Below are 14,140 nucleotides of genomic sequence, written 5' to 3' on the forward strand. Positions count from 1 at the left end.
CCAGTTATTATCATCACCATAAGCATTTCTGTTTAATTCATACTGGTACGCCTCTTTGGTATAAATGGAACTACACATTTCGATTTCCATGGGCTCAGTATATCCGCCACCGTCAGGTCTTCCCGTTGTATAGGTGACATGTAAGTTGGATCCTGGAACAATATCATAGGTCATTCGTTTGGTCGTTTTATTAAATTTAAGATTGGTCACCTTCAAAGCTGGGAAATCAATAACAACCCTATCTTGTTGATTGGCATGTCCCCCTCGCCCAGCTTCAAAAACAATATCCCGGTAATAAATGAAATTGTCCTCTGCGGCCTGCACTGTACTAACCACCCCTGTCATTTCGACTGCAGGCTGCGGAAGTGCGGGAATCAGCAGCAGATAGGTCATAAGTAAAATGATGCTTCTCTTGAAAAAATGAATCCTCTTCATGGTCTGCGTGTCTCCCCCTTACAAGTCCCAATCGACTTCCGGCGCGCGGTTATCGATCTCTATCGTCCGCTCCACCAGTGCTTGTTTAATCGGATCGGTGTAGGAGTCTGCAGAGCGCCGATCAACTTCCGTCACATAATCCTCGATGGTCGGCTGGCCAAACTCTTCAAAGACTGTCAACCGGATCTCATATCTCCCCACCTGGCTGAGTTCCAGTTTTGGATGAATCTCATTTCCATTATTGAAAATCTCCCAATTCTCATCGGTAAACCGCCCGTCATTATTGGAGTCATAACGGTACTCCCAGATTCGCCGGTTCAGGTCATCCTTGTCTGTTGAGAAGGATCTGTCCATAATTTGTAGGATTGCTTTGTTCCCCTTCTCCGAGTCGCGATACATTTTTTGGGGAATGTCAAAATACACACTTGGTACTTCATCGGGTACAATATCGAACGTGATTTCACCATCTGCACCATAACCGGCTGTATTCTCTACGTGAATGGTCGCTTTGTATTTGCCCGGCTTCCGGAAGAGTACATCCTTACTCTCCAGCTCGGCCAGACTACCACTGTATTTGATGTCTGCATTGGTTCCGCCGCTGACGGCGCTGATCGTGACCTGGGTCTTGGACTTAATGATCGGGAACCGGTTCGGGCTTTGGCTGCTATTGGTGAGCGTGGTTTTACGGTTCTGCTTCAGCGCCCCGGTAATCTCCAGACTTGCGGATGGGGTTGGCTCAATGACCGTTACCTCGGTGCTGGTGCTCCCGATCAGCCCGTCATTATCGACAACGGTAAGCATTATGGGGAATGTCTGTCCAACCTTATCCCGTGTGTACCATACATAGCCTCTGGCTGTATTTTCAATCCCGCCCTCTGCTCCAGGAGTTCCCCAGGCATAGTCGGTGATGTAACCGTCCGGGTCGGAAGAAGCTCCCCCATAGACCATCATGTCTGAACCAGCCTTGACGTACTTGGGTGCACTGATGCGGGCAATAGGCGGCTTGCCTTCCGGCTTGCTCGGTGTGCCCGGTATGGATGGGTAGGTAATGGGGTTGTCCTTCTTATACACCCCGGCCGAGACTTCCATTTTCTGTTCCAGGGAGGTTATCGAACCGGACTTGGTAACCACCGGATTCTTGAACCGAATAATCACTGTCAGCGCGTAATCCTGCTTGAAGCTGTCACCGGTCACCCGGCTGGCCGGGATCTGGAAGTCAAAGCTTTTCGATGCGGTGAGCATTTTTCCATATTCTTTCTTCATATCGGCCTTGGCTGATCCCTCCTTTTCACGGGCATAAAATGCCCATTCCTCGATGTTAGAGGAATTTGTGTAACCCAGTAACTCGCCTTTAACGTTGATCTTCACATCGACCTTGCTGCCCTCCAGCTTGATTGGGTTTGGACTCGGCTTCTCTAGCGTGGCCGTTCCGTTCAACGTAGCCTGGTCAGGTGGGGAATAATCGAAGGTGACCGAACCGGCGTAGCTGTAGGATGTGACCTTGGCTTCAGCGTCGAAGTAGTACGGGAGAGTTACGTAATAAAGCCAACCTCGAGCATGACCACCTCTTCCAAAACCTTCGGATACTTCTTCTGGTCTCCTTTTTTCAGACGGTACTGAATAATTAATTATAAACTTTCCATTTTTAATGGAAGTTTCTCCTTTATCACCTTTAAGAGCTTGTGGATTAAGCTTGATGCTAGATTGAACTATACTACTATAGGGAACCTGTGTTTTATCTTTCCTATACCAAGTTGCCGTGCTCGGACTGACAGGATCTGACTTCGTGGATACAGTCCTTTTTGGAGGATACTCTGAGGGTATAGAAGCATCCCCTGCATTGACGTTATAACTTTCGTTAATTCCCTTGTCTTCTTTATAGTCATTAATCTGCCATCTTCGGCCATCTGAATAGCGCCAGATGGAGTTTCCGGGAACAGATATAAAAGAATCTTCAAAACCACCGTCCATTCCTGTTACTGGAAATATTTCATCCTTCACATTCCCCTTCAGTGTAATCTTGATCTTTCCGTTCTCGACCATGATTGTTCCTACGACAGTATTATTTCCGTTGTATTTGAGTGTCCCCATCTTGATCGACGGGCCAGTGACCCCACTTGGAAGATCAAGATAGAACGTTTTAGCGCTGTTATTCGAGCCCGTTAAGCCAGTAGTAGTCGGTAAACTTACACTGCCCTGCTTGGTACCTTCTGTCTGTGCAGAGTACATCATAGTAGGCATGAGTACCAAGCAAGCGAAGAAGATAAAAGTCGTAATCCATACTTTTTTTTTCATTGTTTAATATCCTTTTGGTTCCACAATATATTTCGAGATAGAATTATTTCTGTTATCTACACGGATCTTAAAATAATTAAAGTTTCCAGTGTACAAATACGCTTGGTACGTACTGAGCTTTTCTCCCGATTTTAGACTCCAATCCCAAAGAGATTGCTTGCTATTTTTGATATCTGTCATTTTATCTGGCATACTAGTATACGCTTCGCCTTTGGACAAATCCCCGAAATTCAAACGCCATTTGTCTTTTAAATCCTTAACGTTTTGTTGAACCATACTCCCACTCTTATTTTCCACAGTGATCTTCGTCCAAATAAAATACTGAGCATTCCCTAAGTTATAACCATACGTTTTACTCAACACCTGAGCATCCTTCGACTTAGAATCAAAGATCATAATCTTCTCCAGCGTATAGCTCAGCCCGCCGGCCGTAACCGTAACTGGCAGCTCCACATCCTTCACCAATCCGTACTTAGAAAGGTTGTCTCTCATAATCGGAGCAGTTGGCTTTGCAGCGGCAGTTGCCTGTGCAGATCCCACTTGACCTAAAATAGAACCCGCCAACAGTGTTGTTGCTAAGATTGCTTTCATCATTATCTTTTTCATGTAAATCTCTCCTTTAGTAGTTTGTGCGGCCTGCTAAGGTTCGCCTAAGGACAGGCCGCAATTATCCTGATTTACATATTAAATTTATACTCTTGAACCGCCGGTACCGTGATCGCCTCTTGAACCTTGCTTCTGGAGATCAGCACCGGATGCTGCGTTTGAATCACTGCAATGACCGAAGGACCCTGTATGTATTTGGTGATACCGTAAGTACTGTCCTCATAGAGCAGCGGAAAAGTATCGCCCGTAGATTCATCCACGATGTCGAACTTGACGATCTTCACTTGAGCCTGAAGCCGGCTCCCCGCCAAGGGGGATAAGCCGTCATCCAGTCCCAGATTACTCTGCAGGGTATGGCGGAAGGTGGCATAAGCCTCAGCGGGATCAATGACCAGACGGCCTTGGGCTCTCGCTGCTTCGTTCAACTCCTGTGATGCGTCATGGACGGCCATATTATTGGCATCCTTAAGCATGCTGCGCACCTGGTCCCATTCCTGATTCTGAATCTGAAAAAACCAGGAATAAATAAAGATCAACAGGACAAAGGCCAGCTTGATAATATAATCCATAGGTTAGCTTCATCCCTTAATTAATCGAGATATTCACTCATGATCGAGCCATGTCCATAGTACTGTGTCGGCTGGGATACGCCGGAGAAATTGTAGGGGAACAGGTTCACCCGCGGTGCGGTTACATACACATCAATCCGCTGTTTGCGCTCTAGGATCACTTCTGTTCCACTGGTTATTTTGATCGAGCCTTCGGGAAATCCTACAGCCTTCAGGTTAGAGATGACCTCAGCCTTCATGGAGGCAGTGACCATCCCTTCTGTTGCTGCCTTTTGCGTGATATACGAGGTGTTGGCTTTGACCTGCAGGTCGAGCAAATAATCGATGTACGTAAAAATCGGCTGCAGGATAATAAATAACACCAGCCACATGAACAAGGCCCGGAGGACGGTTGCCTTCAAACGCAGCGCCTCCTTTTAATACTTCTCGACAGCTTTGACATGGGTGATAATATCATCCTGGCTGCCGCCGATCATGCTTGTAGCCCCAGCGATAAAAATCCCGGCAATCACAAAGCCAATAGCCAGAAACAGCGCGACGGAAATCGAGTCCTTCTTCATCTCTGTTACACCAAAGGACTGGCGATCGTATACGTTACAGCTGCTTCCACGGAATCTGCGGGCTGAACCAGACTAACCTTCGGGATTTCAGGTCTATTGTCATCTGCTTTATCGATTACGTCCCGTACTACAGGAATCAATACAGCAATTACGATAGCCACACACAGGAACCCGATTGCGATAAACAAACCAGTAGAAATAGCGTCTTTTTTCATTGTTAATATCTCCCTTTTGATTGTATATTTTAAAATGATTCTTGAATATAACAAAAATTTCACTTCGTTTATTTTCTTGCTGCCAGCCTGCCTATATTGATCATTGGAACATCCCTACGCCGTTAAAATTCCCTTTGATCAGCATAATGTACTGCATCGCCAGCGACACAATCATCAGAAAGGTGGCGATCGACGGAATCACATTGATGATCGTGGAAATGTCCCCGATAAAAGACCACTTCTTCAGATATTGGTCACTTGAGATTTTGGTAATCATTTTGCCCTGCTCCTGCAGATACTTCGCCGCTTCATGGTCATCATCCATCCCTTCTGTCGCAAGCAGAATCGAACGAATATCGTTGATAAACATGTGGTTCTCCGGGAATTTACTGCAAAACCATTCAATGGCCCGCTCCGTCCCCTCATCCACTGCCCGCTCCGAAAGCTCATACAGATCCTGGCGGATGTAACTGAAATGGTTGGCCGTACCGGCGCAGAAGGCGCCAAATTCCACATACCCCCGCTTGCGCAGACGGTTGTTCTCATAGAGACGAATGAAGGAGATCAGCTCTCCGTCTTTTTGGATCAGTGTCTTCTGATGCAGCCAGCTAAGCAGCCAGCCAAACGGCAGCGCCCGCTGCGGACTGGTAATCACGAGAATCAGCAGAGCAATCAGAGGATCGTATATTGACATTGACTCTGAACGTAAGAAGTCTCCCGTTACCTGGGCCAGCAGATAGAGGAAAGCCGCCGAATATCGGAACAGGGTGATTTTGGCTGCGGATATAGAGAGTCCGCTCTGGCCCAGCAATTGCTGCAGCCGCTCATTGTGCACACGTTCCCCGAAAGCCTTCCACTGCTGGCCCAGACGGAGCACGTACCGTTCCTGACGGCTGCTGCTGCTGACAAAGACCAGTAAGGCAAGATACACAATACCTGTTACAGCTATCAAAAGTAGTAATCTATCCATCATTCATCACCTTAATGGTAGTCCAGTCTGGGTCTGGCGAGGATGGTACTGATCATGAACGAGATGAATAGGCCCGTCAGGATCACCATCATAAATGTAAGCCCAATCGTTGTCTCGAACTGCAATTTGAAATACACATCCGGCTTCAGCATGTACATGAACGTTCCCACAGAAGATACCAGCACTATCAGATTACCGTACAGTCCCAGGCTGATTGCATCCCGGCTGCTGGCCTTCACCGTCAGAATAGTCTCCCGTTGCAGCTCCATGGAGCGGTTAAGCGTCATGAGCGAGCTTTTGAGATAACGGGTGCCCTCCTTCTCGCAATAGAGCAGGTCCGAAACGAATTCTACGGCAAACGTCGTGCCAATCGCTCCGGCAAAACGCCCGGCTTCCTCGTTCAGCTCCCGCTCATTGCTATAGCCGGCGAACGCTGCCCCCAGCAGCCTCAAGGGCGTCTTCAACACATTCTCCACCGGCAGCAAGTCACTGGTCTTGGACAAAATGGAATCCGCAGACAAATGCGTGAATTTGGTGGCGATTTTGATCACATCGAGCAGATCGTAGCTCCCCCGCACCTTGCGCTGGGCATAGGTATATCTCATTCGCAGATAAGGAATACAGGCCGATAGAACCGCCAGGAACAGCGGAAGCCGCCAGGCATTCGCCACAGGTGCGCCGTCATTCAACACCATGCCTTCCAGAAAAGGATTGCTGAAGCTCATCTGCCCCGGCAGCTCTTTAAGAGTCAGCAGACTCGATAGGAATACCCCGAGGAACAGCATCCCCGAACGGGTGACGAAGCGCAGCACACTGATGCCCGGCTCGTATCGCTTATGGGCAAAATACAGCAGATCATCCAGATGGCGGTACAGCCACATTTTCCTCTTCGCGCTGCTGACCTTGTGGCCGAACAAGCTCATTCGTAGATTCATCCGCAGATCCAGCTTCTGACCCCACTGCCATAGATGCCGCTCAATCAGCGGCTTGACCAGCAGCCAAAGTCCGCCTGCAACGAGCAGGTGAAGCACAAACTGGATGATATAGAACAGCAGCCCCACAGGCTCCCTCCTCTCATTCGTTCAAAACGATTTTGGACTTCAGACTTTCCTTCAGTGGGTCAGTCATCGGCTTCTGCGCAGCGAGATGTCCAAGCTCCTGCAGCAGCATCCGTGCCGCTCTGGCATTCTTCTTCTTCATCTTATCGATCAGCGCCTGGGTCAGCTTGTCATTATAGGTCCAGCCCGTCTGCTCCGGTTCCCAGCGCATCAGATCATTGGCGAAGACTGAATTACTGGCCTCTTCATAAAAGACCTCGGAGATCCGCGCAAGCCGTTTCTTCCCATCCGGGACACTCTCCAGAATGAACACCAGCTCACAGGATTTCAGCGCTGAGATTAAATGCCCTTTCAGGCTGCCGCCGATCCGCGTGGATACAGCGAACGCTCCCTGATAAGGAATATCCTCTGAATCTACGGTATGAAAGGTGCCCGTAATGCCGTCATAGCCCTTCTCCCCGCTCCACAGATAGAATTCCCACTCGTTATAACGCATTTCTGTCATGTAGAGAATGTTCGGGTCATGCCGCAGTGATTCCACTCCTACCTCCATTAATTCTTCATTAGACGCCTGAATGGGAATAATCCGGTGGCCTTTGATCTGATACGGTAAAATCGACTCCGGATGCTTCTCGATCATCACGACGCCCATACAGGAGGAAGAGCCGAGTAGCTGCTCGCCGACAATCGTATTGGCAAAAGTGGTTTTACCCGAGCCTACGGCACCCGCGATAATCGTGTTGCGGAATGTCCCGGTAAGCGCACGAATCAGATCAATCGCTTCCGCAGGAATACATTCCGTGCCGGCCTGATCATCCAGATCCAGAAATTCAACGACCTGCCGCCGCAGCGAGATGGTAGTGAAGCCCTCCCAGACCCGCGGGGAGACCCAGATGGCTAGACGGATGAACCGGCCGGGCCAGAGGGGATCATCCATTTTGAATTCAACGGAAGGATTATCCTTGTTCAGCTTCTTGCCTGGATCACTTTTGAGGAGAGAGCGCTTTAGCTGCTCTACCCGGTCGAGCGAAGGCATTTCATAGGGATACGCCACAAACCTCCCCTGATGGTTATAAAATATTTGCCGCCCAATCATCTGCAGTCCGGTAGATTCGCTATAGGCACGGTCTGTGAACCAGCGGTAGGCGGGGCCGAAGCCCTTCCATTCATGAAACAGCGCTTCAGCGGCTGTGCGGTAAGCCTCCGGCACTTTTCCGGTAAACGGGGTCCGGCGCAGGTATTTCTCAATCTCGTTCATGAAAAAGCTGACCGCCTGCGGATCACCAACCAGCGCCTTCGCATTCAGTTCGAAATAGCCGTCATCCTCACGCTCCAGCCCGGAGTTCATTTCACTTTTCATGGTGTGCAGGAAGCTGTAGAAGTCCTCTTTGCCGGGCTTACTGGTACGCAGTACGCTCTGCTTCAGTGAGAATAGCCGTCTGCTCTGCGTTCCGTCCGCGAGTCCAGACACCGCCTGTAAACTCTCATCCTGTTGTTCCTGCCGCCTGCCCTGCTCAGGGTCCAGCGGAGCCCATCCGGACAGCACCCGCCTCTGCTGTAACGGCAAGCTGTCATCCTTGTTGTTCATCATTGAAATATCCCCTTCTTGCGGGTTTCCTGGGCGAGGCCCAGTGATACAAGCAATGCGTGGACCTTATCGTCCACTTGCTGAAGCTCTTTTTTACCCAGTGGCAGGCCCTCTGGAAAAGATGGATAATACGGAAGCTCCAGCAGAAGCTCGCTGCCAAAACGCAGGGCCAGGCTCTTCGGTGATGTTAGCTCCTCCACATTGCTGCGGTTGATTATCCACTGGAAGTCCTGCGGATGCAGGTCCATATGTCCGGCCAGCTCCATCAGGGGCTGCAGCCTGTGTTCATGCCGCGGGTGTGTAACGATCATGCGCAGCACCGACTTTTGCATTCCCACATACCACGCAGCACTCTCGGGAATCGAACCGAAATCCGCGATCACCACATCAGCACTTTCACTTGCTCTCGCCAGCAGATATTCGATTTCCTCCTCCTGATAATCCTGGGCGCTCAGATAATCGAAGTTCCCGGGCAGATAGGCATAGCCTTCCTGCTTCACCAGCGCGCTGAAGTCCTCATCATGCAGCATTTTACCGGTAATTCGCGGCCGCAGCCTGTCCAGACTAACCGCTGCCTTCCGGTCATAGCCCGGATCGTACAGGTCGAGACCGAGCATAATCACCCGCAGCCCTGAAGCGGCAATCCTCCTGGCGAACAGCTTGGCAATACTCGTGCAGCCAATCCCTGGCCCCGAGCCGAAGAAGCCTACCAGATTACCGCTCTCCTTGTGCTCATCTTCAAGCATATAGCGCAGCTTATCGATGATTGCCGCTGAGGTGCAGCGCGGAGGCATGAAGAATATGCCCAGACTCTCACACTGCATATGTATGGCCTGGTAACCCCGCACCCCCTTTTGCAGATAGATGTACAAAATTGAAGAGTCCGGATACCTCCCTCTCAGCTCTCTTAATTCTGCTACCGGCACCTGCTCGCTCGTTACCATTAACAGATGCCCTCCGGCATGCTCAGGCTCCGGCAGCACACTTTGGGCAATAACGGTGAAGCCTGCCAGCTTAATCTCATTAATCGTCAGCTGATCTATGCCCAGGCTGAATATTCTCAAGTGTATTCCTCCTCCTTTCTGTCTGCTCTTCTACTCCACCCGGACAATCCATAGCTTCTTGCCCTGCTCGAGATAAGCTCCCAGCAGCTCACCGTCGCTCTTCTTCAGCTTCAGCTCCGGGGCTGCCACCTTCCCGGTTGAAGTAAAACGGTTATTGTTATTGCCGTTCTCCGAGTCGAGTACATCGTTGTTATCTTCCGTACGCACGTAGTTTACAGTCACTCCGCTTAAGAATACTTTGCGCGCAGGGATTTCCGGCGGAACCTCTGCTTCCGGCAGCGAAGAAGCGTCTGAGGTCTGCCCTACTCCAGTAGCAGTTACAGATGCAGATGCGGATGCAGCCGGACTGTATCCTCTGCGTTCTTTTGCGGGTGAGTCTCCTTCGACCAGATAGATATCTACCTTATCTCTGCTGCGGAGAGAACCGTTGATGGCATAGATCGCGTCTTTGGGAATCGGGAAAATCCCCTCGTCCTGCTGCGGCTCCAGCTCGCTTACATCTACCAGCGACTCGGTCAGAATGCTGCCATCCGTCAGATTAACATTCGTAATCTTCTGTTCCACCTGCTCCAGACTACGGACGACCCCTGCCGGGATGTCTTTGGTCTGTACGGAATCCAGATAGAGATTCTCCGCTGTCAGCTCATGGTTCTTCGGCAGGAAGCCCCCGCCGTCCACCTTGATTTTGACGACGGTCTGTGACAGTACATAAGGCTTGAAATACAGATCATAGCCGAGCAGTCCGCCGAAGCCGGTGAGCAGGATAAGTCCGGCGAAGAAATAATTGCGTTTTAATAGACGTCCGCGTTTTGTTGACAAGCCCTTTACCCCCTTTGAATGTGATTTCTGCACATAGCAAAATACATCTTGGCGCTTATGTCCAAAATGCTGGTAAAATGCTTTTTTACCTTAGTGGTTGAGAAGTGTATTAGATTATCCTTGTGAGGTTGTAAAGCCTGAGGCTGCGGGAAGCTCCCGCTGAAGATAAATGCCGGTAAAAGCCAGGCCAGAACGATGTTCCATATCCCCTGCGTTACGCAGGGTTGCTGACTTTTACCGGAGTGGTTGTAATGGTTACGGCAAGATTAGCTGATTAATTAAAAACTACTGTTTTATTGTGATGCACGAGGATTCTGTCCTCAATATGCCATTTGACGGCACGGGCCAGAACCACCCGCTCAATGGTACGTCCAATGCGCTTCAGCTCATTCACATCATCGCTGTGGCTGACCCGCTGAACGTCCTGCTCGATAATCGGCCCGCCGTCCAACTCCTCGGTCACGTAATGGGCAGTCGCCCCGATGATCTTGACTCCGCGCTGATAGGCCTGGGCGTACGGCTTACCGCCGACGAAGGCAGGCAGGAACGAATGATGGATATTGATGATCCGGTGCCGGTAATGCTCGATGAATGAAGGGGAAATAATCTGCATGTACCGGGCCAGTATAATGACATCGATATCTTCACCGATAACCTCCAGTTGACGCGCTTCAGCTTCAGCCTTCGTCTCTGCGGTAACCGGAATGTGATGGAACGGAATGCCGAAGGATTCCACATAACCCTGCATATCAGTGTGGTTGCTGACCACAAGCGCGATATCTGCATCCAGGTCACCCGCCTGCCACTGCCAGAGCAGCTCCACCAGACAATGGTCCTCCTTGGAGACGAAGATCGCCAGCCGCTTCTTATGGCTTACCTTGAAAATCTGCCAGTTCATCTTGAAGCGTTCGGCAACACCGCCGAAGATGTTACGTACCTCTTCCAGCCGCTCATCCAGCTTAGGCAGATCAAACTCTACTCTCATGAAGAACATTCCGCCGTCCGGGTCCATCGTATATTGGTCCGACTGCACGATGTTCGCGCCATGCTGATACAAAAAATGCGATACCGCCGCTACAATCCCAGGTCCGTCAGGACAAGATATGAGCATACGCGCCCGCTCCGGATAAGGTCTGCCTGATGAATGCTCTCTCTTCACATGTAATTCCATAGTTCTCGGTTCATCCTCTCATCTGCTTGCGTTATCTATGCGGGTCTATGCCTTCACGAGCAGCTGTTTGCCTGCCAGCCAGGCGATCAGCCGGTGATTAACGGCTTCCTCACTAAGCTGAGGGAATAGTCCGGCAGCTATGACTTGATCATAGAGACGCTCCAGCGGTTCACGGGGATCTGCCTTCTTAGCCTTGGCGTCATTCTTGAGCAGCTCCCACACATCCAGCACATAACGGCGGGAATCCAGCTCCTGCTTGGCAAAAAAGGCATGCAGCTCTTCCAGCTCCCGCAGGAATTCCGCTCCGAAGCGTTCAGCAACATTGCCGCGCAGCAGGGCGATTTCTACTTCATACATGGGGCGGAGCTTCTTGGCATCCTTACCGATCCAGGGTGTCTCCAGAATAAACGGCAGACCTGCGAGTGCTTCATGCTGGACTACATTGTTGATCGTCTCGAACCCTATGTAGCCGGAGCCAATGGGTGTATGACGGTCTTTGCCCGCTCCGCGCGGGTTCTTGCTGTCATTAAGATGGATCACGCCGAGCCGCTCCAAGCCGATGGTATCATCGAACTTCTTCAGCACCCCATCCAGATCGTTCACGATGTCATATCCGGCATCATGAATGTGACAGGTGTCAAGACAGATCGATAGCCGCTGATTAAATTCGACCTTATCTATAATGGAGGCAAGCTCCTCGAAGGTGCGGCCGATCTCTGTGCCTTTACCAGCCATCGTCTCCAGTGCGATATGCACATCGGTCTCATTCGTACCGCCCAGCACCTCATTCAGGCCGTCTGCAATGCGCTGGATGCCATAATCAGCATCCTTATCAGTGAATGCACCTGGATGCAGGACGATATGCTTAACCTCAAGCGCATGGGTCCGGCGGATCTCCTCCTGCAGGAAATCTACTGCCAGCTGGTAGGTATTCTCCTTATAGGAGCCCAGGTTAATAATGTAAGGGGCGTGAACCACAATCTCTCCGACGCCATTCTCCCGCATCTTCTGCTTGCCTTCCTCGGGAAACATCGATTCAATCGGCTTCCGGCGCGTATTTTGCGGCGCTCCCGTATATATCATAAACGAGGTAGATCCGTACTCATTTGCTTCATTGGCCGCGCTCAGGAGACCCTTGTCCGCGCAGGACACATGTGAACCTATTTTCAGCATGCTTAATTTCCCTCTTTCCTTCACGAATTAACCCTTATTCTACCGTGATCGGGAGAATAAATCTAGGCAAGCCCCGAAAGGCCGCTTCCGCTTCGCAAACCTAAGGAAATACGCTATACTCAAGAGGAGCAAAAGGAAAGTGACAATCATCATTGTCAAAGGCGGTGTATTCATGCATTTCCATTTACCCTCAAGCTTATTGTCCACGTCTCCAAGCAACTGGTTTATGAACTCCATCGCATTTTGGACTTTTTTACTGCTGGGCTGCATGTGTATCGGCGGCTATTTTATGTTCCGCAAATTTCTGAAGGTGCTGCCCAAGGCTGACGGCAAATCCAAGCTGGACTGGCAGAACTACTGGGTGGAACGCAGCCGTCCGCTGTGGAGCGACGAGATGAAGTCTTTTCTGGACCAGCTTGTACAGCCGGTGCCTAGCCCGTTCCGCGACATTGCCAAGCATTCTATCGCTGCCGAGATCGGTAAGCTGGCTGTAGAGAGCCATGCAACGGAGGTTACCCGTGAGCACTGTATCCAAGGGTACATTATTGCCACGCCCCGGCGTGACAACCGGTTCCTGATCACCTTCCTGGAGAAGAACGGCATCGACTACGCGCCTTACAAGCACCTGGTCAAATGAATTTATCTACTCACGCCGCTACAGGCGTCCAGAATAGGAGCAAGCCCTATGAAATATATCATTTGCGGAGGCAGCGGATTCATTGGCAGCGAGCTTACCGGATATTGGCTGCACAGCGGACATCAGATCATCAGTGTCGGGCGCAAGAACCCCGAGAACAAGCTGGATCATCCGGGGCTTAGCTATCTCACCTGGGACAGCCTGGCAGCCCATCCTGAAGCGGCAGAAGGCGCAGATGCGCTGATTAATCTTGCCGGAGCATCGCTAAGCCAGCGCTGGACCCCTAAGGGGAAGCAGGCGATTATTGAATCGCGTCTTGAAACCGTTGCCGCTGCCGGGAAGCTGCTAAATTCACTCCAGCATAAGCCAAACGTGATCGTCCAGTCCTCAGCCGTCGCCATTTATGGTACATCTGTGCAGGATACCTATACCGAAGCTTCCGAGACCCGGGTGATCGATTTCCCTTCCGAGGTGGTCAAGACCTGGGAGGAGGCTGCAGATGAAGCCTATGCCGGTATCCGTCTGGTCAAGCTGCGCACAGGGATTGTGCTTGGCAATGAGAGCGGTGCTTTTCCCAAAATGAAGCTGCCTTACTCGCTTGGCTTCGGCGGCAAAATCGGCACCGGCAAGCAGTGGATGTCCTGGATTCACCTTACAGACATTGTGCGCCTAATCGAATTCTGCATCCTTCAGCCTGAGATTGAGGGTCCCGTTAATGCCACCGCTCCACAGCCGGTCACCAATGAACAGTTCGGACGGATGATCGGCAAAGTCTACCATCGTCCGCATTGGTTCCCGATTCCGGCATTTCTGCTAAAAACCGCTGTTGGCGAGCTGTCAGAGATTCTGCTGGAAGGCCAGCGTGTGCTTCCTTCCAAAGCAATTAACCACGGCTTCACCTTCAACTATCCCACGCTACAGCCTGCATTGGAGCAACTGAAAAATCAGTAGGCTGCTGGAAACGCACCCTTCTATTCATC

At 50.7% G+C, this 14,140-nt stretch carries 15 protein-coding genes; 2 read left to right on the forward strand and 13 right to left on the reverse strand.

The window, feature by feature from the left end; genetic code table 11:
* Nucleotides 1–453: 453 nt before the first annotated feature.
* The 13 genes from MKY96_RS22435 to MKY96_RS22495 form a co-directional block, all read right to left on the reverse strand.
* Nucleotides 454–2,730, reverse strand: coding sequence for a hypothetical protein (locus tag MKY96_RS22435; RefSeq protein ID WP_340943409.1), 2,277 nt, complete (start codon nt 2,728–2,730; stop codon nt 454–456).
* A 3-nt stretch (nt 2,731–2,733) separates the two neighbouring features.
* Nucleotides 2,734–3,336 carry a hypothetical protein gene (locus MKY96_RS22440; protein ID WP_340943411.1) on the reverse strand — a complete coding sequence of 201 codons (603 nt, stop codon included), beginning with the start codon at nt 3,334–3,336 and terminating at the stop codon, nt 2,734–2,736.
* Nucleotides 3,337–3,407: 71 nt separating this feature from the next.
* Nucleotides 3,408–3,905 carry a hypothetical protein gene (locus MKY96_RS22445; RefSeq protein WP_339313072.1) on the reverse strand — a complete coding sequence of 166 codons (498 nt, stop codon included), beginning with the start codon at nt 3,903–3,905 and terminating at the stop codon, nt 3,408–3,410.
* A 20-nt stretch (nt 3,906–3,925) separates the two neighbouring features.
* The gene (locus MKY96_RS22450) at nt 3,926–4,306 is read right to left on the reverse strand and encodes a hypothetical protein (protein ID WP_339254249.1); all 381 of its coding nucleotides are present in this window, start codon (nt 4,304–4,306) and stop codon (nt 3,926–3,928) included.
* A gap of 15 nt (nt 4,307–4,321) precedes the next feature.
* On the reverse strand, nt 4,322–4,465 hold the full coding sequence (locus MKY96_RS22455; protein WP_340826409.1) for a hypothetical protein: 144 nt from the start codon (nt 4,463–4,465) through the stop codon (nt 4,322–4,324).
* 5 nt (nt 4,466–4,470) lie between these two features.
* A complete protein-coding gene (locus tag MKY96_RS22460) occupies nt 4,471–4,680 on the reverse strand; it encodes a hypothetical protein (RefSeq protein ID WP_340943413.1) in 210 nt (69 codons plus the stop codon).
* A 100-nt stretch (nt 4,681–4,780) separates the two neighbouring features.
* On the reverse strand, nt 4,781–5,650 hold the full coding sequence (locus MKY96_RS22465) for a hypothetical protein (RefSeq protein WP_340943416.1): 870 nt from the start codon (nt 5,648–5,650) through the stop codon (nt 4,781–4,783).
* 11 nt (nt 5,651–5,661) lie between these two features.
* A complete protein-coding gene (locus MKY96_RS22470; RefSeq protein WP_340943418.1) occupies nt 5,662–6,711 on the reverse strand; it encodes a hypothetical protein in 1,050 nt (349 codons plus the stop codon).
* 13 nt (nt 6,712–6,724) lie between these two features.
* A complete protein-coding gene (locus MKY96_RS22475) occupies nt 6,725–8,299 on the reverse strand; it encodes an ATPase, T2SS/T4P/T4SS family (RefSeq protein WP_340943420.1) in 1,575 nt (524 codons plus the stop codon).
* Entirely contained in the window at nt 8,296–9,360 is a 1,065-nt protein-coding gene (locus MKY96_RS22480) for a hypothetical protein (RefSeq protein ID WP_340943422.1), read from the reverse strand. Before MKY96_RS22480 ends, MKY96_RS22475 begins: the two co-directional genes overlap by 4 nt.
* 30 nt (nt 9,361–9,390) lie before the next feature.
* Nucleotides 9,391–10,179 (reverse strand): SAF domain-containing protein, encoded by a 789-nt coding sequence (locus tag MKY96_RS22485; protein ID WP_340943424.1) that lies wholly within the window; start codon nt 10,177–10,179, stop codon nt 9,391–9,393.
* A gap of 274 nt (nt 10,180–10,453) precedes the next feature.
* The gene (gene purU, locus MKY96_RS22490) at nt 10,454–11,350 is read right to left on the reverse strand and encodes a formyltetrahydrofolate deformylase (protein ID WP_340943426.1); all 897 of its coding nucleotides are present in this window, start codon (nt 11,348–11,350) and stop codon (nt 10,454–10,456) included.
* A 45-nt stretch (nt 11,351–11,395) separates the two neighbouring features.
* Nucleotides 11,396–12,523, reverse strand: a complete 1,128-nt coding sequence (locus tag MKY96_RS22495; RefSeq protein ID WP_340943427.1) for a deoxyribonuclease IV — start codon at nt 12,521–12,523, stop codon at nt 11,396–11,398.
* Between the two features lie 172 nt (nt 12,524–12,695).
* On the opposite strand from MKY96_RS22495, the gene MKY96_RS22500 reads away from it, so the two are divergent.
* Nucleotides 12,696–13,160: a DUF2621 family protein gene (locus tag MKY96_RS22500; protein WP_036727891.1), complete on the forward strand. Its 465-nt coding sequence runs from the start codon at nt 12,696–12,698 to the stop codon at nt 13,158–13,160.
* 48 nt (nt 13,161–13,208) lie between these two features.
* Nucleotides 13,209–14,111 (forward strand): TIGR01777 family oxidoreductase, encoded by a 903-nt coding sequence (locus MKY96_RS22505; protein ID WP_340943428.1) that lies wholly within the window; start codon nt 13,209–13,211, stop codon nt 14,109–14,111.
* The last annotated feature ends 29 nt before the right edge of the window (nt 14,112–14,140 follow it).

The sequence above is a fragment of the Paenibacillus sp. FSL R7-0302 genome (assembly GCF_038006885.1).
Taxonomy (GTDB): Bacteria; Bacillota; Bacilli; order Paenibacillales; family Paenibacillaceae; genus Paenibacillus_AQ.